The organism is Shewanella mesophila (assembly GCF_019457515.1).
Lineage (GTDB): Bacteria > Pseudomonadota > Gammaproteobacteria > Enterobacterales > Shewanellaceae > Shewanella > Shewanella mesophila.
In genome coordinates this window covers 1,745,172-1,767,398 of the sequence record NZ_CP080421.1, presented here as the reverse complement: position 1 = coordinate 1,767,398, position 22,227 = coordinate 1,745,172, and the positions used below count along the sequence as shown (strand labels likewise).

Genomic DNA, 22,227 nt, shown 5'->3' with positions numbered 1-22,227 from the left:
CTAGTTAATTACCAAATTGCATCTGATAAAGGTTGTAATAGATACCCTCTTTCGCAAGCAGTTCAGCATGAGAACCCCGCTCAACCACTCGGCCTTGATCAATCACTAAAATCATATCGGCATTCTCAATGGTCGATAAACGATGTGCAATGACAATCGAGGTCCGGTTTTGACGCAGGTTGTCTAAACCACCTTGAATCGCTTTTTCAGATTCGGTATCCAGCGCAGAGGTTGCTTCGTCTAACACAAGCAAGGGCGCATCGCGTAAAATTGCCCGAGCGATAGCGATGCGTTGACGCTGCCCACCCGATAACATCACGCCATTTTCACCCACTTGGGTATGGATCCCTTCTGGCATATCGGCGATAAACTCATAAGCGTTTGCAAGTTTAGCCGCATCCAAAATCTGCGCTTCAGTCACTTCGCCTGGATAGGCATAAGCAATGTTGGCCGCGATAGTGTCATTAATTAAGGTCACTTGCTGCGAAACCAGTGCGACTTGGCTTCGAAGTGAAGCCAGTTTGTAATCCCGAAGACTGACCCCATCTAAGGTAATATCCCCAGACTCTAAATCTGAGTAAAAACGGGTAATAAGGCTGGCAATGGTTGACTTCCCAGAACCTGAGCGGCCCACTAAAGCCAGCGTTTCACCGGGATTAACACTAAAATCAACCCCATTGAGCGCCAAGCCTTCTTGATTGTTATAGCGAAAATTAACCTTATCAAAACAGAGTTTGCCTTCAACTCGCTTCGTTTCATAGGTTCCATTGTCGACTTCTGGTGGCGTATCTAAAATTTCAAAAATCGTGCTACATGCCGCAATACCGCGCTGAAATTCTGCATTAACACGAGTTAAGCTTTTAATCGGTTGCAACATGGCCAACATCGCCGCAAGGATCGTCGCAAAGGTACCTGCGGTTAAATCGGCTTTCATGCTATCTAGGCTTGATGCATAAAGTACAAAGGCTAACGCAAATGAGCCTATGACCATGACTAAGGGCTGACTAACCGCTTGCGCCATCGCAAGCTTCATGGTGCGAGAACGATTATCATCGTTCACTTTGCCAAAACGTTCCGATTCGGTTTTCTGCCCACCAAACACCAATACATTTTTATGGCCTTTGATCATCTGCTCCGTCACCGAGGTAACACCACCCATAGCGGTTTGGATCTGCTTTGATACCTTACGAAACTTACGGCTAACGACGGTGATCACTATGCCAATTAATGGGCCGACAACCAAGATACAGAGCGAGAGTTTCCAAGAGTTGTAAAACATCACCCCTAACATGCCAACAACCGTGATGCCGTCACGCACTATGGTGATTAATGCGCTACCCGATGCTCTGGCTATTTGCTCGGTATCATAGGTAACACGGGAGATAAGATTGCCGCTGCTTTCGGAGTCGATGTAACTCACAGGCAATCTCAGGTAATGCTCAAACACTTGTTGACGCATATCCATAATCATCCGCGCACTAATATAGGAGATACCATAGGTTGACAAAAAGTTCGCCAATCCACGCAGAGTAAACAGACCAATAACGACAAAGGGCGCAACCATCAGCACATCGCTATCAGAGTCGAAACCACCACTCAAGCCTAAATCAACACCGCTCACTAAACCGGGCGTAGAGGGTACATTACTGGCAAAACCTTGATCGATGAAAGGTTTGATGGAATAGATAAATGTCGCGTCCACTAGGCCATATAACACTAGGCCAAATACAGATAGAAACAACACCCCTTTAAGGGGAATAAGATAAGTCAGTAGCCTAGCAAAAACGGCTCTCACTTCACTTTTAGAAGACTTTGTCATTCAAGATTCTATAGTTGGTGCAAAGAACCACATTCTACTCTGTATTACCGAACACACCAAATTCAAACACCCTATTGTACCAAAATGGCGAAATATCGTACCGAAAGCTATTCACTTTTACGCCATCTTGTTCAAAAATCACGCTTAACTGGCCATTAACATCAAGGCTGTACTGAGTAACCCCTGCATTTTCATAACGAGACACCACCTCAGATTTGGGAAACCCATAGCGATTATTTAATCCCGCTGGATAGAAAACCAGATCGGGCGATACGGCGCTAATAAAGCCGTTACTGGACGAGGTATTACTGCCGTGATGCGGCGCGACTAACACACTACTGCGAAGCTCACTGCTCAGCGAGTCGCCATATTGTTTAATTAGCGCTTGCTCGGCATCGATTTCAATATCCCCAGGCAAGAGCACCTCCCTAACGCCATCACTAAATTGCACGACGCAGGAGCCATTGTTGCCAGACATAGGGGAAGTCGGGCCTAATATGCGCACCGTTAACGCCTGCCAATAAAACGTCGATGGCCTGCACTCCATCGCTTGGTGATAGTCGAGATCTGTGATCAACTGAAGTTGAGGATATTGCGCGATTATGTCATCTGCTCCACCAGCATGATCATTATCTCCATGACTCAGGATCAAATAATCTACATCCGTAATCCCACGATATTGCAAAAATGGAATAATAGCCTGTTTCGCGTAACTGAAATTGGAGCCAAAAGCAGCCCCAGTATCATAAATAACGACCCGACCTTGCTTTTCAATCACAGCACTTAAGCCTTGACCAACATCTAACAAATGTAATTTCCAGTCATGACGAAAATCATCAGACCAAGGCTTTAGTAATAGCAACAAACCAGGTAACAACAATATGGTAAGGAGACAACGCCACATAGACTTGGTGATGATCCGCAATATAAGAAGGGCGAGTAAGGCGTAGACGACAACGACAGACAATTGAGATGACACCGAGACCCAGCCATAGGGAAACGACTGCAACAGCGAAAAACTCCAAGTAAGTGGGCTTATCGTGCTATCTAACAGTGTTAAAAGCGCCGTAGTGACCACCTCCGAACCTCCGGAGATCAGATAGCAAAGCATAAGGATAAACGTCAGCGGGATAACCACTAGGCTAAACCAAGGCACAAAGATTACGTTAAACAGCAAAGATAAAGGGGCTGCACCGCCAAACAGCAACATCTGCAACACCCCCAGCAGTAAACTTAAGCGCCACTGCAGTGACCAGAGCTGGCTAACACTTAACTTGAACCGCTGCCAAAGGGAGGTGACCTCAGTTGATATTTCTCTACTCTGTGCATGACTAAAGCCTAATATAATGGCCAATGCGCTAAAAGAGAGCCAAAAGCCTGCACTCATCATACTGACAGGATCAAGCAACAACACCACAAACAATGCCCAAAGCAAGCGCTCAAAAGGGGTCGAATATCGCCGTAAAACGCTTAGTATAATAACAAGCCCAAGCATGATTAGCGCTCTTTGAGTCGGCAAGGCAAATCCAGCGAGGTAGGCATAAACGAAACACGCTAATAGCGCAAACATGGCAGCAAGGTGAAGATTGTTCGCCGTCGGAGTCGGTCGAAATCGACTCAGGGCTATACGCATCAAAGCAATACACCACAGGGCTAACACCGACAGATGCAATCCTGAAATAGAGATAAGGTGCCCAGTACCACTCTGTTTCAGCCCTTGCCAATGATCTGTGGTGATCAATTGCTTATTTCCAAGCATCAACGCCAAAATTAGATCACCATTTTGAAACCCACTAACCGTTTGAGTGAATTGGCTAATCAACGATGAACGCACTCCTGCCGCGACCTCAATACGTTCTGCGGCAACGACCTTACCTTTTCCTATAATATGTTTAGACAAATAATAACGTTGACGATTAAAGCCCCCTTGATTAAGTGGACTTGAAATAGACTTGGGTTTTATTTTCAATTGCCACTGTTCACCCACATTCGCTTTTGCCGCTAATGGCCAAGCAACTCGCATATATTGAGTTACTAAGATAGAAGAATTGTTATCCAATACACGAATATCAGCACTTATCCAGTCGCTGTTTCGATAAACTAGTGATATGATTTCGGCCCTTACTGATATGTTTGCGTCATTATCGATAGAATTAAATACTAATAATTGGTGACAAAACAAGCTGATCCAAGCTACAGCGAACAAACCACCCGCTATTAGCCTTGACCAGCGTAGAAGTACAAGCGCAGCCCCAATACAATACCAAGCTTGGGACGCAGAAAGTAAAGACGGCCACAGAAGTGCCGAAATAATGGTCGCACAGTAGCCAAACATAAATCGATTCATAATGAATAATTTAAGACTGCAATACTAAGCTATGCCAAAAAAAATCATTGAAAGGTTTATGCCAAAGCCTGAAACGCTGCAAAATCATAAGCACTTGCAGATGTTTGGTAAACTGCTACATAAACCAAATTTATGGGCGCTTAATCGCCGTTCAGCTCCGATGGCATTTGCCGTCGGATTATTTGTTGCGTGGATACCTATGCCATTTCAGATGGTGTTAGCCGCAGCACTTGCTATTGTATTCAATTGTAATCTCCCCATAGCCGTTGCATTGGTTTGGATAACGAATCCAATCACTATGCCATTTATGTTCTACGCGGCTTATCTATTTGGTGCAAAGCTACTAAGTCATCCACCACAGCGATTCGTATTCGAAGCCAATTGGCAATGGATTGAATCATCACTCTCTACCATAGGCCCACCATTTCTATTAGGTTGTTTGGTTTTTGGGGTTATTTTTGCTGCTGTAGGCTATTTTACGGTCCATAATCTGTGGAAATACTCCATTTTATTTAAATGGAAAAACCGCACAAAATAGTAGCCACATCATCGACACTCACTCTCGAACCTACGGCCTTTTTAACCTTAAAAGAGGCATAAATCGCTGGTGGGCGATATAATGTCACCACGTTTGCCATGGCTATATATTATAAAATAGCCCATGGCTTGAGATACCTCCCCTCACCCGAGCCTCATTCGTCAGCTTTTGGCTGATAAGAAAATAGTGCTAACAGCATAATACTCAGCGGCGTCTCGACAAAAATCACCTTAGCTTATAAAACAAACTTGCTATAGAATAACCAAATAGCAACATTATTTACCGTTTGTATCAGCAACCTTATCAGCAGATTGATGTTGATTTGCTTCTTCTAAATATAAAAATACTGTTGGAAGCCATGCATTTAGGTTCAAATAAAAGACATTTAGCGATTTTTTTACTGTTCTCTTTATTATTTATAACCCTCGCAACCTTTACCGTGAACACAATATGTCAGTACTTGGTAGAGCATGCGATCTCCAAAGAGAAAGAAGATATTCGTAAGAATTTGACATTAGTTCGATTTAATTTCGAAGCCTCCGTCTATATGGATAGCTACCTAGCCGATAGCTTAGCCACAGTAACCACCATTGACCCAGAGTTTGCCAGGAAAAATTGGGCGAGGATAGCGACAAAATTATTAGCTAAAGCCAAATATGTTCGCAGCGTCGCATTCGCCCCCAACAACGTGATCACCCTGGTTTATCCCGAAAAAGGAAACGAGCGAGCAATAGGGTTTGATTTCAGGACCCAGCCAGAGCAACTCAAAACCGTCTTGATAGCGAAGGAAAGACAAGGCGTCTTTATTGCGGGCCCCGTTAACTTAGTCCAAGGAGGCATAGGACTCATTGCTCGCTACCCAATTTTCTCAGACTCTCCCTTAAACACTAACTATTGGGGAACGGTCAGCGTCGTCATGGACTATGAGAAACTACTTAACGAAACGGGATTAACCCGTTTTCAAGGCGCTAACATTGCATTGCGTAAACAAGTATTACCCGATGAAACTAGCCAGGTATTTTACGGCGAAGATACCATATTTGATCAGCCAGACATACAATATCCCATCCAACTACCCAGCGGAATCTGGCAACTTGCAGCTAAGTTTGACATTGACAATCACCAACAAATTCAACGCATTAATAACATTGCGCTCGTCATTGGCTGGCTGACAACTTTGCTTATCTACGCCATGATGATCTTGTTCTACAGACATTATAAACATACCCATAACGCTGCACTTGAAGATGAACTGACGCAATTACCCAATAGACGCTTCATGATTAATCTACTCAATAAATTAATCACCGAGGGCAGCAATAATGCGACGTTTACACTACTCAATATTGATCTAAACGGTTTCAAACAGGTAAATGACGAATTAGGACACGAGGCCGGAGATGAGCTACTCAAACATATCGCCAAACTCCTGGTCTCGGAAACCTCGCCATACGGAACCGTGGCTCGCTTTGGGGGGGACGAATTCTTAATACTATTAAGAAATATTTCCGATGCTTCACAGATAGAAGCGCTTATTACTCAACTCCGTGAAACCATAGAAGCGAGTTACCTTAGCTGGGGCGAGACACAAATCATCCCGTCGTTAAGCATAGGTTTTGCCATGTTTGAAGGCCAAATCACTACAGTTAAACAGCTGTTATCCAATGCGGATAAGAGCATGTACGCACACAAGCGCCGGGCTAGAAATAAGAAAGCATCATAGTTGATCAGCATAAGAGACGATCGCAATATATCAAACCTCTTTTATCCGATAGCAACTTAGCTAATCCTAACCCATCCTACGATTTAACGTTAACGGCGCAATTACTAACACACTCTATTATCTGCCCGCCAATGCTGTGGCAGGCATGGTTTGACTTGCTTTCCATGCTGGATACAAGGTAGAGATCAGACTCATAATAAACGCTAAACTAACCACTAAAATCACATCTTGCCAATGCAGCTGTGAGGGGAGGAAGTCGATAAAGTAAACATCGGCCGAAAGCAGTTGGACCCCTAAAGCCTGTTCGATAAAACTTGCCATGACACTCAAATTTAACGCAATGACAACCCCAAGCACACCACCAATTAAGCAGCCTAAGATCCCATTTAACGCGCCTTGCACAACAAAAATTCCCATCACGGTAATTTTAGCCATTCCCATGGTGAGTAATATGGCAATTTCTGATTGTTTATCACGAACAGCCATCACTAAGGTCGACACTATGTTAAAGCAAGCAACCGCAATAACTAGCGCCAAAACCAGATACATTACAGCTCTAACCAGCTGTATATCTTGATAAAGATGCCCCTGAGTTCGAGTCCAATCAGACAAATACATATACTGCTGCTGACTATAGCCTAAGGTCCTTATCAACCTAGGCGCAGCAAATACATCATCGACTTTAATACGTACACCACTCACCCCGTCGCTGAAGCCTAAAATCTGTGCGCCATAAGTCAGCGGAATATACGCTGTGGTCAGATCTAACTCACCACCGATATCAAATATCCCTGCAACGACAAAGCGATGGCTCTTCGCCGAACCAATGCGTTTCGTCTCTGTCTGTTTTGCAGCAAAATCAGGCGTGTATAAACTAATACTATCACCTACTTTCAGGGACAAGCTATCGGCTAACCCCCGACCAAGTACAATATTGTTACCACTTTGGCCTAACGCGAGCCAACTTTTAGCATCCATAAAATCGGCGATATTTGATACGTTAGCTTCAAGGGCTGTATCAATACCAATGACAGAAAGCCCCTGAAAACCTCCAGGTTTTTGAATCAATCCCTGTAAATGAATAAAGGGAGCCGTTGCTTTAATCCCTTCGATTAACTGGGCATCCTTGGCAATTTTTTGCCAATCGCGGATAGGTTCATTAACCCCGGTCAATTCACCATGAGGCACAACACCTAACAGACGTTGCTCTAACTCTTTCTCAAAACCATTCATCGCCGACAGCACAGTGATCAACACGGCGACGCCAAGGGCGATACCTGCAGTTGAGGCAAAAGAGATAAAACTGATAAAACGATTGGACTGTCTCGCCATGTAGAAGCGCCAGCCTACCCAAAATGACAACATCTGACTCATGCAAGCTCCTGCGCGTTAACCTCTGAAGCCTCTTTGGTATGATAAAGGTGTCCATCTTTCATTCGCAGTTGTCTGTCCATACGCGCGGCTAATTTAGGATCATGAGTGACCACAACAAATGCCGTGCCGAGTTGACTGCCTAGCTCACGTATCAACTCATAAACCGACTCACCACTGGCGGCATCTAAGTTACCCGTCGGCTCATCGGCTAATACCAATTTAGGCTTATTTATCAGCGCTCTTGCTATCGCAGTACGTTGGCGCTCACCGCCAGACATCTCCCCTGGTGTATGATTTAGTCTATGCCCTAAGCCCACGCGTTCCAGTAAAGCACTCGCTTCTTGCTCTACCGACTTACGATCGCGCCCTTGAATAAGTCCAGGCATGGCGACATTTTCTAATGCACTGAATTCGGGCAGTAGATGGTGGAACTGATAGATAAAACCCAGATCTTGATTGCGTATCTTGGCCTGACGGCTCGCCGACAAGGTATAAAGATCTTCTCCTTGCAAGGTGACTTGACCATTACTGGGTTTATCGAGCGTACCCATAATATGCAATAAGGTACTCTTACCCGAGCCAGAAGTGCCCACTATCGCGAGCTGCTCACCACTATAAACATCGAGATCTACGCCATTTAATACCAGAGTATCGATACTGCCTTCATGGTAACGTTTAGTGACGTTTTTTACCTGTAACAGCAAACTCTTATTATCTTGTTGGGTCATATTCTATTCGTACCTTAATGCGCTAGCGGGCTGAATGTTAGCGGCTCGTAATGCAGGGTAAACCGTGGCCAGAAAAGTAATCACTAGGGTGCCGATAACAATCGCGCTTAACTGTGTAAACTCCAACTGTACGGGTAGTGTTTGTCCAGCTCCTAAAATTGAGATCCCAAGGGCCGCCATAATGGTATTTAGATTGAGGGTGATAAGAACCCCAATGATCAAACCGCCGAGCAAACCTAACAGGGCATTTAACGAGCCTTGGATCATAAAAATACTCATGACACTCGAGGTGCGCAGTCCTTGCGTCTTTAATACGGCAATATCTGTGGTTTTATCGACCACCATCATCACCAGTGCCGATACGATATTAAACGCCGCCACAGCAATGATCAGGCTAAGCATCAGCGACATCATGTTCTTTTCCATTTTTACCGCCGCAAACAGGTGACCATAACTGTCGCGCCAATCAGAGGTTGTAACGCTAACTCCCGAATGTGCGAATATATCAGTCACTGTCGGAGCTATCTTAGCGGCGTTAAACGGATCATTTAGATAAAGTCTGAGTTGCTTTATCTCACCCGGTTTCTGCCTCATCAAGCGCTGCGCATCATCATGGTGAACATAGGCCAAGCTCGCATCCACCTGAGAACCCATTTCAAAGACGCCGACAACATGAAAATTTCGTTGGCTTGGCACAGGCCCTAACGGCGAATAGACAACGCCATCGCCACTCAAGACTCTAATTTTGTCACCAGGGGCAACATCCAGACGGCGCGCCAATTCGGCCCCTAGCACTATGTTATATTCTCCTGACTTAAGTGCCGCCAATGAACCGTTAAAATGTTGATTGATTAAGGCTAGATTTTGCTTTTCAAGCTCAGGATAAATACCGTAGATCTGCACCGCGCTGATACTTTTAGGCGCTTGCAACATAGCTTGGGTGGAGATACTAGGGCTGACGGCGACGATACCATCAAGGTTAACTAAGGCATCAGCGTTTTGCTGCCACTGGTTAAGATTTTGTTCGCTATAAACGGTTAACTGAGGAACCGCGCCCAAAATGCGTTGTTTTAGCTGTCCCTCTAATCCATTCATCACCGAACTGACGATAATCAACGCCGCTACACCAAGTAAAATGCCTGAAACGGCAAAAATTGTGATAAAAGAGGCAAAAGCATTGGCTTTCCGCGCTCGCCAATATCGATAACCTATGTTCCAAGATAACGCTAAATTCATGTGTGGCAGGGTCTCTTTGCTCAGGAGCCTTGATAAATCATTGAGATGCGCACGATAATAGGGGTAATAGCACCATAAAAACAAGAGGCAATCCGTTGAACAACGAATCAAACTCCTATTTTAGCGTCAGACATAGGTTTTCAGCTTACCTATCGCCTTGGCCTGAAAACCAACCTTTGCCTTCAGAATCAGAGCTCAAGGGCATGTTACCTCTCGGCCTGCAGCTAATAAGCGAAGTCAAAGCGATGGAAGCCAATTGTTTATTGCAACTGAGAAACCTCGATGACGAAGCGCGCACCGTGGTTGATTATCTAAAGCTGCAATCGCGTAAAATTGATTTAGTTCTGCAATATGTGCTCGAACAGCAACCCAACGAAGGCGATAAATGTATCGGCCAGCAGTTTGGTGGTAGCGGCATTCAAATCATTGGCGATACCCAACTGGAATTAGGCAAACAATATCGGGTCACCTTGCATATAAAAGATGCCCTACTGTCGATGCTTTGTATCGCTCAATGCATAAGCTCAACGCCAATGAGCGGATCGGGCAACCAACAAGCAGGTTTCGAAAGCGAACTCGAATTTAGCCAAATTTTGGACGAAGATATTGAACAATTGGTAAAAGCCAGCCTCAATGTTCAACAAAAACAACTACAGCAGCGTAAAAAAGACAATCAAAACAAGTCTAGGTAAAGGCTAGTTTTCACTGGCACATGGGAGACTAAGCCTCTACAATGGCTCGCATCTTTGTCGATTTTTGGCTATTAGTCTCTTCTCCATGAATGCTTTCTCTGTCCTTACGCCCCCAAAAGTTAAAGGGGTAAAAACGCCTCAAACCCTAAGTCAATTGCATGGCGCGGCTCAGGCGATCACCTTAGCGAATATCGGCGCTAATTATAACGGTTTAACGTTAGTCGTTACCCACGACACTCCCAGCGCGCTGCAGCTGGAAACTGAGCTTAAATATCTGCTTAGACCAGCATCAGTCCCGGTGCTCCTGTTCCCAGACAGAGAGACCTTGCCTTATGACAGTTTCTCACCCCATCAAGATCTGGTATCACAAAGGTTAGAGACGCTATCTAGGATCTCCACCGAAAAGCAGAGTCTAGTGATTGTTCCGATAAGCACCCTGATGGTGAGACTGCCGCCGCAATCATTTTTAACGGGTAATGTGCTGCTGCTCAACAAGGGCGATATCTACCAACTCGAGCAAGTGCGTCAGCAATTGGTGAATACCGGTTATCATCTAGTCGAACAAGTTTATGAACATGGTGAGTTTGCCGTACGAGGCTCTATCATCGACATTTTCCCGATGGGCTCCAATAACCCCTATCGTATCGAACTCTTCGACGATGAAGTGGAATCTATCCGCCAGTTTGATCCCGAAACTCAGCGTTCAAGTGGTGAAATAGAGGGAATTCGATTACTACCAGCAAAAGAGTTTCCCACTGATGATGCGGCTACCGAAGGGTTTAGACAGCGTTACCGTCGTCAGTTTGATGTGGTCGTTAAAGAGCCAGAATCTATCTATCAGATGGTCAGCCGCAAAGTAATGCCTGCGGGTATTGAAAGCTATCTGCCGCTATTTTTTGATGAAACTGCCACCCTATTTGACTACCTACCAGAACAGACTCAACTGGTCGCCCTCGGTGACTTAGAAACTGCGGCGAAATCCCATCTTAATGAAGTCGCTCAGCGTTATGAAAATCGCCGCGTGGATCCCTTAAGGCCACTATTGCCGCCAAAAGATCTTTATTTACTTGCAGAGCAAGTATTTCAAGCATTTAAGCAATTGCCAAGGCTACTGTGTAAGGGACGAGATTTCCAAGGCACCTGTATTCCAGCCAAAGTTGAAGCCTTGCCAGATATCGCCTCAAATCACAAATTGAAGCAGCCGCTTATCGCCCTGCAAGAGTATGCAAACTCAGGTATTTCAATCCTGTTTTGCGCCGAATCGGAAGGTCGACGCGAAGCGCTCATAGAGCTACTTGCTAAGATAGAAATAAAGCCCCAACTATTTGAACACTTTAATCAATTTGCTGAAAAACCGGCACAATTTGGCCTAATCGTTTCGCCCTTATCTCAAGGGGCTATCATAAGTGGTAATAAAGGCAAACCTTGGGCGCTAGTGTGTGAGACCGAGCTTTTCGGTCAACGTATTTCTCAGCAACGCAGACGAGATAAGCAGCGCCAGATCAGCAACGATGCACTCATTAAAGACTTGGCCGAGCTAAAAGTCGGTCAACCCATAGTACATTTAGATCATGGGGTGGCGCTCTATCAAGGATTAGAAACCCTAGACACTGGAGGGCTTGTTGCCGAATACCTTAAACTTGAGTATTCAGGCGGCGATAAACTCTATGTCCCCGTCTCTTCGCTAAATCTTATTAGTCGCTACAGTGTCGGCCCCGATGAAGAAGCCCATCTCAACAAACTGGGTAATGAAACCTGGAGCAAAGCAAAACGCAAAGCGATTGAAAAGATCCGTGACGTCGCCGCAGAGCTGCTTGATGTTTATGCCAGAAGGCAAGCTAGACCAGGTGAAGCGTGTCAGCTCGACCAACAAGAATATGCTCAGTTTGCCAGCAGCTTCCCCTATGAAGAAACCGTCGACCAAGAAACGGCTATCGACGCTGTGCTCACCGATATGTGCTCGCCCACCTCGATGGACCGCTTGGTCTGTGGTGATGTGGGTTTTGGCAAAACCGAAGTGGCAATGCGCGCCGCATTCGTGGCGGTAAATGATGATAAGCAGGTCGCTATTTTAGTCCCTACCACCCTGCTCGCTCAGCAACATTATGAGAACTTTAAGGATAGATTTGCCGACTGGCCGATTAAGATTGAAGTATTGTCGCGTTTTAAAACGGCAAAAGAGCAACAAGCGGTACTGGAGCAATTGACCAATGGTCAGGTCGATATCGTCATAGGCACCCATAAACTGCTGCAATCCGAAGCCAAATTTGAAAATTTAGGCCTACTGATCATCGATGAAGAACACCGTTTTGGCGTGAGGCAAAAAGAGAAAATTAAGGCCCTTAGAGCGAATATTGATATTTTGACGCTCACTGCAACCCCCATCCCTAGAACGCTCAACATGGCCATGTCTGGCATGCGAGATCTATCGATTATCGCTACGCCACCAGCGAAACGATTGGCGGTAAAAACCTTCGTTAGAGAGTATGACGATACAACGGTACGCGAGGCACTACTGCGTGAGATCTTAAGGGGCGGTCAAGTTTATTTTCTGCACAACAATGTCGAAACCATTGAGAAACGCGCACGGGAACTTGAAGAGCTGCTTCCTGAGGCTAGAGTTGTCACCGCTCATGGCCAGATGCGTGAACGGGATCTGGAAAAGGTGATGGCTGATTTTTATCACCAGAAATACAATGTATTAGTCTGTACAACTATTATTGAAACTGGTATCGATGTCCCAAGCGCGAATACCATAGTCATAGAACGCGCCGACCACTTTGGCTTAGCACAACTGCATCAGCTGCGTGGTCGAGTGGGCCGCTCTCACCATCAAGCCTACGCCTATTTGATGACCCCGCACCCGAAACGAATGACTAAAGATGCACGCAAACGACTCGAAGCGATTGGCGCCCTTGAAGACCTTGGCGCGGGCTTTATGCTGGCGACCCAGGATTTAGAGATCCGTGGTGCAGGTGAACTCTTAGGTGATGAACAAAGTGGTCACATTTCAAAAATTGGCTTCACCTTGTACATGGAGATGTTGGAAGACGCGGTAAAATCATTAAAAGAGGGTCGAGAGCCTTCGCTCGATCAGATGCTGCGAGGCCAATGTGAAGTCGACCTACGTATTCCCGCCTTGCTGCCTGAAGACTACGTACACGACGTTAATGTCCGTTTATCACTCTATAAACGAATCGCCAATTGTAAGAGTGAAAATGCACTAGATGAGCTAAAAGTCGAACTGATCGACCGCTTTGGATTATTGCCACAAGCCACGAAGAATCTATTAGAGTTGACCCTATACAAACATCAAGCAACAGCATTAGGCATTGCCAAAATTGAGATGCATGCGAAAGGTGGCAGCATGGAATTCAGGGATGACCACATTATCGATCCAGGCTTTATTATTGGCCTACTGCAAAGTCAGCCACAAAATTATCGTATGGATGGCCCAAGTAAGTTAAAATTCCTTATGCCTACTGAAGCAGATAAAGATCGTTTAGCCTTATTATCGCTGATCATCTCACAGCTTATGCAACATCGTCTTGGAGAACTACGTGCTTAAACAGAGTCTAGCATTGGCCGCCAGCTTATTTTCAATCTCTAACTATGCCTTGGCAGATGCCGAGCGTTGGTTTGAAGTTGAGATCTACATCTTTGAACGTCAAGGGAATGCATTCGAAGAGATGACCAATAACCCAGCCAATATGAATAAGCGTCAGCCGATAGATATGATATCACCGCTATTTAGTACCGATATCACAGGCGCAAGCGTAGGGCTCGAAGGGTGCACAGCCCAGCAATGGATAGAAGATGCTGAAAGATGCAATCAACAGTTGAGTTCAGCCCTGGTAAGTCACCCAAGTTCAATTCCAGCATCTATCGGTGCGGCGACACCACAATATGCCAAAGAGGGGCAGTCTACAGTGCTACTCGCCCCATCTCAGGCACAGTTTAACGATATGATCGCCACCTTAAACCGAGAACCTGGCCATAAGAGCTTGCTACATATGACTTGGCAACAATCTATGCAACCAAGACATAGAGCGACACCCATTCGATTGTTTGCAGGTGACGATTTTTCCGAGCGCTATGGGAAAGATGGTTACTTAATTGGCCACCAAGTGGCTGCGTCAGATATCCCGCAATTTAATTTCGATTACGGGCTGGGTAATTCAGAGACTAAAGCACCTATTTGGCAGTTAGAAGGCGCAATAAACATCTACCTCAATCACTATTTACATGTTGAAACCGCGCTCACATTGCACGAAGAAGGGACCAAGATACCGCTTAAGATCGATCTTTATACCGACGACTCAGCTTCATCGACACCAGTGCCTTACCTGTTCAATATCTGGATGGCACAAAATAAACGCGTCATCAGTGATGAAATTCATTATTTCGATCACCCCAATATGGGGATGCTGTTGCAAATAAGAAAAATGATGCAACCCAATGAAATCGATCAGAGTAGCCTAAACCAGCTAGGAGTCATACTAGAACATCCCAATCAAGTCGCTGGTAAATCAACACTTGAGCCCAAAACTATTAGCGATAATGTTTATTAATCCCTAATTGATGCTACGAGTAGCGCTATGAAGTATCGTTAGCAATAAAGGCTGCATACCTCTGGCGCCCTATCGGAACATCTAGTGATAAACATTCCTTAAGAGATCGAATATAAGGACCATTAGCCGTAAACGACCAATAATGAATCTGACGCAATAAGATTGTATTCATTCTAAATGATTAAACACTTAGCCTTAACATATTGAAAAATCGAGATAGATATCATCAGCCTCATCTTCTTCGACCAATACATCATCAACCCTAGATTGAGGAGCCCCTTCATCGCACCAAGCGATAAATCGATCGACGGCAGCGCTGCCCCCTTGAAGTAAAATAGACACCTTACCATTGTCTAAATTCTTAGCATAACCAGTAAGGCCTAACTCCAGCGCCTTTTGCTGACTATAACGCCGAAAACAGACACCCTGAACTTTACCTGAAATAGTGAGTAATACACGCTTCATTTGCGCCTCTTATCTGCCAAGTTGACCCTTTGAAGATAACCTAAAGTTTCAATATGGGCAAAATTTAGACAAAAAAAACAGCTAACTAATAAAGTGGTTAGCTGCATCGGGCGACATACGCAAATTGGAAACGATCAGATAGATCATTATGTAGCAATCTGTATCAGTTTGTATCACAAAATGGCAGGACGATGCTACACTCGCCACATAAAAAAATCGAAATTCCGTTGGTCCACTCCTTCCCTATCCGCTCTACAGCTCTACAGCTCTACAGCTCTACATGCACAATCATCAAAAACTGAACCACAAGCGATATGTTCGATACAGGATGCTGGATGCTGGATGCTGGATGCTCAAGCATTGAAGATAAATGACTAAGATAATAAGTGGATAATATTAAATCTTACTGGCTCCGCCTTACCAAATCGCCTTTAAACAGCTAAAACACCATAAAAGAGCTAGAGAATTTAAGAGTCAAAAGATTTTTACTTTCTGCATTGACCATAAACCAGACCGTGTACCTGTCATCACGGTCAGGTTTATGCCAATAGCATCGATAAATTCAGCCCCATAAACTGATTAACTATACAACCTTAAATTCTTTAATTTCTGCAAGGTGTGCTGCTAATGACGCAAATTTATGAGTTTGTTCTTCATCCCAAATGATCTTATAAAATGGGCTTAACTCCTCCATTACCGCCTTGTTGTCATTCACCTCATCGTGGCGAGACAAAATACATAGGCAATTGCCACTATTCTTATGCCTAAATTGACTCACACATTTATTGGCGATATCGGCATACTCTTCAGGGCGGTCGATTTTATCAATCATAGTCACTTCAGGGTGAAGATTTGGATTAACTAAAATGGTTTTAAGTTGGTTTAAGAAGCCCACCCTTTCGGCCCAATAAGCGCCCAATCCCACGCCTATCGCCAACGGTGCAGGATCGTCACACTCCTTCAGTTGTCTACTGACTTCATTGAGTAGATATTGCATATCATTCTTAGGATGTAATGTACTGTAACTCACTAAACGAACATCGTTATCGACAAACTGTAGTTGTCGCATCTTCTCGTGGTTACCTGGACTAGTAGCATCGAAGCCATGAAAATAGAGGATCATCCTGTCACCTATTGATAAACATTGAATATTAACTTTAGCTAACTGAGCTCATCTGTATTTTGCGCTACATCAAACTTAGTTCAATACAAGCCGCTCTGCTAGCGCTTTAGCGGCTAACCAACGAGTTTCATTTTGAAGTGCATTCTCTACTTGCTCGGCATTTGCACGTAACAAGCCTGCAGCAACATGAGGCTTGCATAAAGGCCACTCAAACTCATTTAAAAGCTCAGCGACACCTTGGCTATCATTACATACTAATATCATATCGCATCCGGCATTCAGCGCCGCTTGGGCTCTTTCCTTATATCCACCAACAACACCAGCACCTTTCATCCCTAGATCATCGGAAAATATCACCCCATTAAAATTTAACTCACCACGAAGCACCTCTTTTAACCAATATGAGGAAAAGCCAGCAGGATTGGGATCGACACGATCGAAAATAACATGAGCAGGCATAACGCCTTGCAGCATATGCTCTGCCATCAGCGATTTAAATGGCACCATATCTAATGCTCGGATCTGCTGCTCACTTCTTGAATCAACCGGTTTTGCGATATGTGAATCAGCGGCGACACTGCCGTGCCCTGGAAAATGTTTCCCAACCGCGGCCATGCCTGCGCTATTCATTCCCTTAATAAAAGATGTGGCTAAGGAGATCACCTCATTAGGCTTATCGCTAAAAGCCCGTTTACCGATCACTTCACTAATGCCATTTAGATCTAACACTGGGGCAAAACTCAAATCGATATCGCAACTCAATAGCTCTATCGCCATCAAAAAACCAAGTTCCTCTGCCCACTGTTGCGCAATCGCCATATCGTTACTGGCCATGGGTAAAATATCTCCCATCGCAGGGATCTTACTGAAGCCTTCAACAAAGCGCTGCACTCTGCCTCCTTCATGGTCGACAGCGATAAGTAAGTCGGGCCGGATGTCACGAACCACGCTGATAAGTTCACAGAGTTGATTCCGATCTTGATAGTTGCGGCTAAACAAAATAATACCGCCAACCATGGGGTGTTGTAGTTGTTCTCTCTCTAACTCAGAAACCTGAGTTGATAACAAATCCATCATCAAATAGCCCACACTTCCCCCTAAAATAACTGATAAATAAATACTGTTCTTACTAAATAAAATAAACAAACCCAAAGAAAGAAATTCTATAAGCAATTGTATTAAATCAACAATAATGGATATCGCCATTCCATCTAACTAACATAAATTCACGATGCACTAATATGTCTAATGCGAAGTCTACACTTAAGAATAACTAATGCGAAAGTTAGTACTAAAGTATGGGATACTCACCCGCACTCAATCTTAATTTGCTGGCAAGAGTAGCACAAGGCTCAGCATTATACGGTCAGCAAAAAAGGCATAATTGGCCTAAAATCACTGAGATTGAATAATGATAACAATGAAGACAAGCAGGACTTTTCAATGATTAGCGTATTTGACATGTTTAAAATTGGTATTGGGCCATCGAGCTCCCATACCGTGGGCCCAATGAAAGCGGGCAATATCTTTATAAAAGATCTAGAAAAACATGGTCATTTGGCGGCAACTGATGAACTCAGATCTGAGTTATTTGGTTCACTTGGTCAAACGGGAAAGGGGCACGGTACTGGTAAAGCTGTCATTTTAGGCCTCATGGGTGAAGAGCCAGAAACCGTCAATACCGATTCCATAGACAGTGTTCTTGAGCAGGTGAGTGATAGTCAAACACTCATTATGCCAAATAACAAAGTAGTTAAGTTCAGTCGTGAACACGGCATCACCTACCATAGACGTAAGAGTCTTCCTGCACACGCCAATGCGATGACGCTATATGCCTATGCCGAAGATGAGTGTATATACCAGCGCACTTACTATTCCGTTGGTGGCGGTTTTATTCTCGATGAAGATGAAATTTTAGCCCAAGATGCCTCTCCTGCATCGCCGATACAATCGGCTCCATATGACTTCAATAGCGCATCAGAACTATTAAGCATGTGTGCTGAAAATGGACTCAGTATCTCAGCACTCATGATGGCAAACGAGTTGTCTATCGGCGAAGAACAAGAGATAAAACAACGTCTATGGCATATCTGGCAAACGATGAAGACCTGTATCGAGCGCGGATATCAAAAAGAGGGAATTTTACCTGGCGGTCTCAAACTGCGTCGCAGGGCTCCAGCCCTTTATCGCCGTTTAAAAGCCGAAGGGAAAACCTGTGTCGACCCGCTCACAGCACTAGACTGGGTTGACCTCTTTGCGCTAGCGGTGAATGAACAGAATGCGGCAGGCGATCGAGTAGTTACAGCGCCGACAAATGGCGCTGCCGGTATTATTCCTGCCGTGCTTTGCTACTACCATACCTTCGTTCAAGAAGTTGATATCGATATCTGTTGTCAATATTTGCTAACTGCCGCCGCGATTGGCATCTTATACAAAAAGAATGCTTCGATTTCAGGCGCTGAAGTGGGTTGCCAGGGTGAAGTGGGTGTTGCTTGCTCCATGGCTGCGGGTGCATTGACCGAAATTATGGGCGGCACAATCGAACATGTCGAGAACGCAGCAGAAATTGGTATGGAACATAATTTAGGATTAACCTGTGACCCTGTCGGTGGATTAGTTCAAGTTCCTTGCATCGAGCGCAATGCCATGGGCGCCGTAAAAGCGATTAATGCGTCTAGACTCGCCATGCGCGGTGACGGTAACCATAAAGTATCACTGGATAAGGTGATCAAAACCATGATGGATACTGGTAAGGATATGCGCAGTAAATATAAGGAAACGGCCAAGGGTGGCTTAGCGGTTAACATCGTTGAATGTTAAATGTTGAATGTTTCTAACTAAAAAACTCGCCATTTGGCGAGTTTTTTATTACCTAATCCATACCCATATTTTCAACGTATAGGCAGTTCTACATCTGCAAATAGATTATCAATTAATTGTTGATCTCGCAGACCTACAGCCTTCTCTACAATATCTTTAGTTAAATGCGGCGCAAAATGCTCAATAAACTCATACATATAAGTACGCAAAAAGTTACCTTTTCTAAAACCTATCTTGGTTGTGCTATAGGCAAATAGATGACTCGCATCAATTGCCACTAAATCTTTATCAATAACGGGATCGATAGCCATTGAAGCTATCACACCAACACCTAAGCCCAAACGCACATAAGTTTTTAATACATCCGCACTCGTTGCGGTAAATACCACTCTAGGATCGATACCAGCGCGATTAAATGCTTTTTCAATTTCAGACTCTCTATCGAAACCAAATACATAGGTCACTAGAGGGAAACGACCTAAGTCTTCAATACTGATCTGCGTTCGTGAAGCTAACGGATGATCTCGGTTTACCACGATAGAACGATTCCAGTGGTAACATGGCAACATAATGAGATCAGAATAGAGATGCATTCCTTCTGTCGCTATCGCAAAATCGGCATCGCCTCTCGCGGCTAATTCACTAATTTGTGATGGGGTACCTTGGTGCATGTGTAAGTTGACTTTCGGATAACGTTCAATAAAGCCTTTAATAATCGTAGGCAGTGCGTAACGCGCTTGAGTATCCGTGGTTGCAATATTTAACTCGCCCTGATCCGGTTTAGTATATTCTTCAGCAACCTTCTTGATACTTTCGACTTTCCCCAAAATATCATTAGCAATACTAATCACTTGCAAGCCCGCAGGCGTCACATGGGTAAGATGTTTACCACTACGTCCAAATATCTGAATACCAAGCTCATCTTCAAGCATCCTCACTTGTTTGCTGATACCCGGTTGCGACGTATATAAATTTTCGGCAGTCGCCGACACATTTAGGTTATGATTAACCACTTCGGCGATATATCTTAGTTGCTGCAGCTTCATCTTCTATCCTTTGAAAAGGTATATGCTCTGTGGGTGATCACAGCCCAAAAATTAGGTACCCTAGTATATGAATTAGTTATAGTACATGGGAAAAATTAAATCAAACGGGAATATAGCACAGAGTTATAATTAATCACACGACATAACGGCAAAGCTAGACTAAGATAACTATGCTAGCGTGTTGATTTATAGTAGCATTAATGGAATTGCATAAAAAATGGTAGATCTATGATATTTACTTTGGTTCTGATCCTCATCGGTGCATTACTGTTATTGGTTATCGGTATCAATGTTATCCAACAACATAAAGAACGCGCGGAAGCAGAGAGAAGAACGGAATTAGCTAGGCAACGCGCCATTATTGATGAAACTGAAAATGTATTGTCTTGTACTGGTATGTTTCCATGTTCCACTCATATTGTTCTGATTCTATACAGACGTGTACAGGAATCGCTAAGCCAAGCTGCAAATTTAGCGGGTAGCCAAGCCGGGGATTATCGACGTCGTTTGAACGATCTCAACACTCAAATTGACGCGTTAAATAGCAACCCTAAACAGAATCCAGCGGTTGAACATTTTCGATTACCCGATACAGATAAGCAGATCTTAAACTTAGTTAAGGTGCTTAAGAAACTTAAAGCGATTTTACGCGCAGAACATAATAAAGGTAAAATCGACCCCACCATTTTTGCCCAAGAAGAAGCACGAGTCGACAGCTTGCAACTTAGAATCAATGTTGAATCTATGTTATCTCGCGCTCGTACAGCCTGTTTTATGAAACAATATGGCTCTTCTAAACAGATGGTAACAAAAGCATTAGCCACATTGCATACCATTAAAGCGCTAACACCTAATGATCCTTTCATTACCAGAAAAGTTGATGAAGCAAAAGTGTTGTTAGATGAAATTATGAGCGCACAAAAACTGTCGGTGCCAAACGCTCCTAGGCAAAAAAACGAAGAAGATGATATTGATGTGTTATTCCAGCCTAAGAAGAAATGGTAGAAGATTTGAGTGTTATTGATTTGATCATATAGATATAAAAAACCACCTGCGAAGGTGGTTTTTTATTATTGGTTAACCATTAGGGCGCTAAGCGAGCAATATCCCAATCCGTTTCAGTCTTGCTATACAGAAATCGGTCGTGTAACCGATGTTCGCCCCCCTGCCAAAACTCAATACTGGTCGGCCGAACTAGATAGCCTCCCCAAAATTTGGGCAGAGGAACTTCTCCCTGGCTAAATTTTGCCTTCATCTCTGCAAATTTGCCTTCTAGCGCTTGCCTTGCGGATATTTTACTCGATTGCTTAGATACCCAAGCAGCGATCTGGCTATCTTTGGGACGAGTAATAAAGTATTTTAAGACTTCAGCGGTAGATAGCGGCTCTGCAACACCAGTCACGGCAACTTGTCTGTCGAGTGAATGCCACGGAAATAGCAGGCTCACCTTACTATTGTTACCAATATTCTCCGCCTTGCGGCTAGCAAGGTTAGTAAAAAACACAAAGCCATTTTGATCAAATCGCTTGAGCAATACAATACGTTGAAATGGTTGCCCTGCATCATCTACCGTCGCCACCGACATCGCTGTAGGATCGGGGAGCACTTCTGAGTCACGAATTTCTTCGAGCCATTTTTCAAACAACACCATAGGATCGTCAGGAAGCTCCTCACGGTGCAATCCTCCTAATGTATACTCGCGCCTGATATCATCTAATTTTGCCATCAATCAACCTTCCCTCGGG

17 protein-coding genes are annotated in these 22,227 nt (G+C 44.3%); 7 read left to right on the top strand and 10 right to left on the bottom strand.

Features of this window, described 5'->3' with window-relative positions; genetic code table 11:
* Positions 1 to 4 precede the first annotated feature (4 nt).
* Positions 5 to 1,819 carry a lipid A export permease/ATP-binding protein MsbA gene (gene msbA / locus K0I73_RS07685; protein ID WP_220063891.1) on the bottom strand — a complete coding sequence of 605 codons (1,815 nt, stop codon included), beginning with the start codon at positions 1,817 to 1,819 and terminating at the stop codon, positions 5 to 7.
* Between the two features lie 34 nt (positions 1,820 to 1,853).
* Positions 1,854 to 4,154: a DNA internalization-related competence protein ComEC/Rec2 gene (locus K0I73_RS07680; RefSeq protein WP_220063890.1), complete on the bottom strand. Its 2,301-nt coding sequence runs from the start codon at positions 4,152 to 4,154 to the stop codon at positions 1,854 to 1,856.
* Between the two features lie 43 nt (positions 4,155 to 4,197).
* On the opposite strand from K0I73_RS07680, the gene K0I73_RS07675 reads away from it, so the two are divergent.
* Positions 4,198 to 4,704, top strand: a complete 507-nt coding sequence (locus K0I73_RS07675) for a DUF2062 domain-containing protein (RefSeq protein WP_220063889.1) — start codon at positions 4,198 to 4,200, stop codon at positions 4,702 to 4,704.
* Positions 4,705 to 5,143: 439 nt separating this feature from the next.
* Entirely contained in the window at positions 5,144 to 6,427 is a 1,284-nt protein-coding gene (locus K0I73_RS07670; protein WP_220063888.1) for a diguanylate cyclase domain-containing protein, read from the top strand.
* A 117-nt stretch (positions 6,428 to 6,544) separates the two neighbouring features.
* Here the strand turns inward: K0I73_RS07670 and lolE are convergent, their stop codons facing one another.
* Genes lolE through K0I73_RS07655 form a run of 3 tightly spaced genes read right to left on the bottom strand, consistent with a single transcriptional unit; the run spans position 6,545 to position 9,765 of the window.
* Complete coding sequence (gene lolE / locus K0I73_RS07665; protein ID WP_220063887.1) at positions 6,545 to 7,801, bottom strand: lipoprotein-releasing ABC transporter permease subunit LolE; 1,257 nt, start codon at positions 7,799 to 7,801, stop codon at positions 6,545 to 6,547.
* The gene (lolD, locus tag K0I73_RS07660) at positions 7,798 to 8,529 is read right to left on the bottom strand and encodes a lipoprotein-releasing ABC transporter ATP-binding protein LolD (protein WP_220063886.1); all 732 of its coding nucleotides are present in this window, start codon (positions 8,527 to 8,529) and stop codon (positions 7,798 to 7,800) included. The genes lolE and lolD overlap by 4 nt, the downstream gene beginning before the upstream one ends.
* A 3-nt stretch (positions 8,530 to 8,532) precedes the next feature.
* A complete protein-coding gene (locus tag K0I73_RS07655; RefSeq protein WP_220063885.1) occupies positions 8,533 to 9,765 on the bottom strand; it encodes a lipoprotein-releasing ABC transporter permease subunit in 1,233 nt (410 codons plus the stop codon).
* 95 nt (positions 9,766 to 9,860) lie between these two features.
* Here K0I73_RS07655 and K0I73_RS07650 point away from each other — a divergent pair, with 95 nt between their 5' ends.
* The 3 genes from K0I73_RS07650 to K0I73_RS07640 all read left to right on the top strand — a co-directional run bounded on the left by K0I73_RS07650 (position 9,861) and on the right by K0I73_RS07640 (position 15,028).
* Positions 9,861 to 10,457, top strand: a complete 597-nt coding sequence (locus K0I73_RS07650; protein ID WP_220063884.1) for a hypothetical protein — start codon at positions 9,861 to 9,863, stop codon at positions 10,455 to 10,457.
* Positions 10,458 to 10,542: 85 nt separating this feature from the next.
* A complete protein-coding gene (mfd, locus tag K0I73_RS07645; protein WP_220063883.1) occupies positions 10,543 to 14,025 on the top strand; it encodes a transcription-repair coupling factor in 3,483 nt (1,160 codons plus the stop codon).
* Entirely contained in the window at positions 14,018 to 15,028 is a 1,011-nt protein-coding gene (locus K0I73_RS07640) for a peptidoglycan binding protein CsiV (protein WP_220063882.1), read from the top strand. The genes mfd and K0I73_RS07640 overlap by 8 nt, the downstream gene beginning before the upstream one ends.
* Positions 15,029 to 15,223: 195 nt before the next feature.
* Here K0I73_RS07640 and K0I73_RS07635 read toward each other — a convergent pair whose 3' ends face one another.
* From K0I73_RS07635 to nagZ, 3 genes are all read right to left on the bottom strand, one after another.
* On the bottom strand, positions 15,224 to 15,493 hold the full coding sequence (locus K0I73_RS07635) for an acylphosphatase (RefSeq protein WP_220063881.1): 270 nt from the start codon (positions 15,491 to 15,493) through the stop codon (positions 15,224 to 15,226).
* Between the two features lie 583 nt (positions 15,494 to 16,076).
* Positions 16,077 to 16,616 (bottom strand): alpha/beta hydrolase YcfP, encoded by a 540-nt coding sequence (gene ycfP / locus K0I73_RS07630; protein WP_220063880.1) that lies wholly within the window; start codon positions 16,614 to 16,616, stop codon positions 16,077 to 16,079.
* 75 nt (positions 16,617 to 16,691) lie between these two features.
* Positions 16,692 to 17,705 carry a beta-N-acetylhexosaminidase gene (gene nagZ, locus K0I73_RS07625; protein WP_220063879.1) on the bottom strand — a complete coding sequence of 338 codons (1,014 nt, stop codon included), beginning with the start codon at positions 17,703 to 17,705 and terminating at the stop codon, positions 16,692 to 16,694.
* Between the two features lie 354 nt (positions 17,706 to 18,059).
* On the opposite strand from nagZ, the gene K0I73_RS07620 reads away from it, so the two are divergent.
* The gene (locus tag K0I73_RS07620) at positions 18,060 to 19,436 is read left to right on the top strand and encodes an L-serine ammonia-lyase (RefSeq protein WP_220063878.1); all 1,377 of its coding nucleotides are present in this window, start codon (positions 18,060 to 18,062) and stop codon (positions 19,434 to 19,436) included.
* Between the two features lie 71 nt (positions 19,437 to 19,507).
* Here the strand turns inward: K0I73_RS07620 and cysB are convergent, their stop codons facing one another.
* Positions 19,508 to 20,482: an HTH-type transcriptional regulator CysB gene (cysB, locus tag K0I73_RS07615; protein ID WP_220063877.1), complete on the bottom strand. Its 975-nt coding sequence runs from the start codon at positions 20,480 to 20,482 to the stop codon at positions 19,508 to 19,510.
* A gap of 228 nt (positions 20,483 to 20,710) precedes the next feature.
* Here cysB and K0I73_RS07610 point away from each other — a divergent pair, with 228 nt between their 5' ends.
* On the top strand, positions 20,711 to 21,487 hold the full coding sequence (locus K0I73_RS07610; RefSeq protein ID WP_220063876.1) for a hypothetical protein: 777 nt from the start codon (positions 20,711 to 20,713) through the stop codon (positions 21,485 to 21,487).
* A gap of 79 nt (positions 21,488 to 21,566) precedes the next feature.
* Here the strand turns inward: K0I73_RS07610 and pdxH are convergent, their stop codons facing one another.
* Positions 21,567 to 22,208, bottom strand: a complete 642-nt coding sequence (gene pdxH, locus K0I73_RS07605; RefSeq protein ID WP_220063875.1) for a pyridoxamine 5'-phosphate oxidase — start codon at positions 22,206 to 22,208, stop codon at positions 21,567 to 21,569.
* Positions 22,209 to 22,227: the final 19 nt, after the last annotated feature.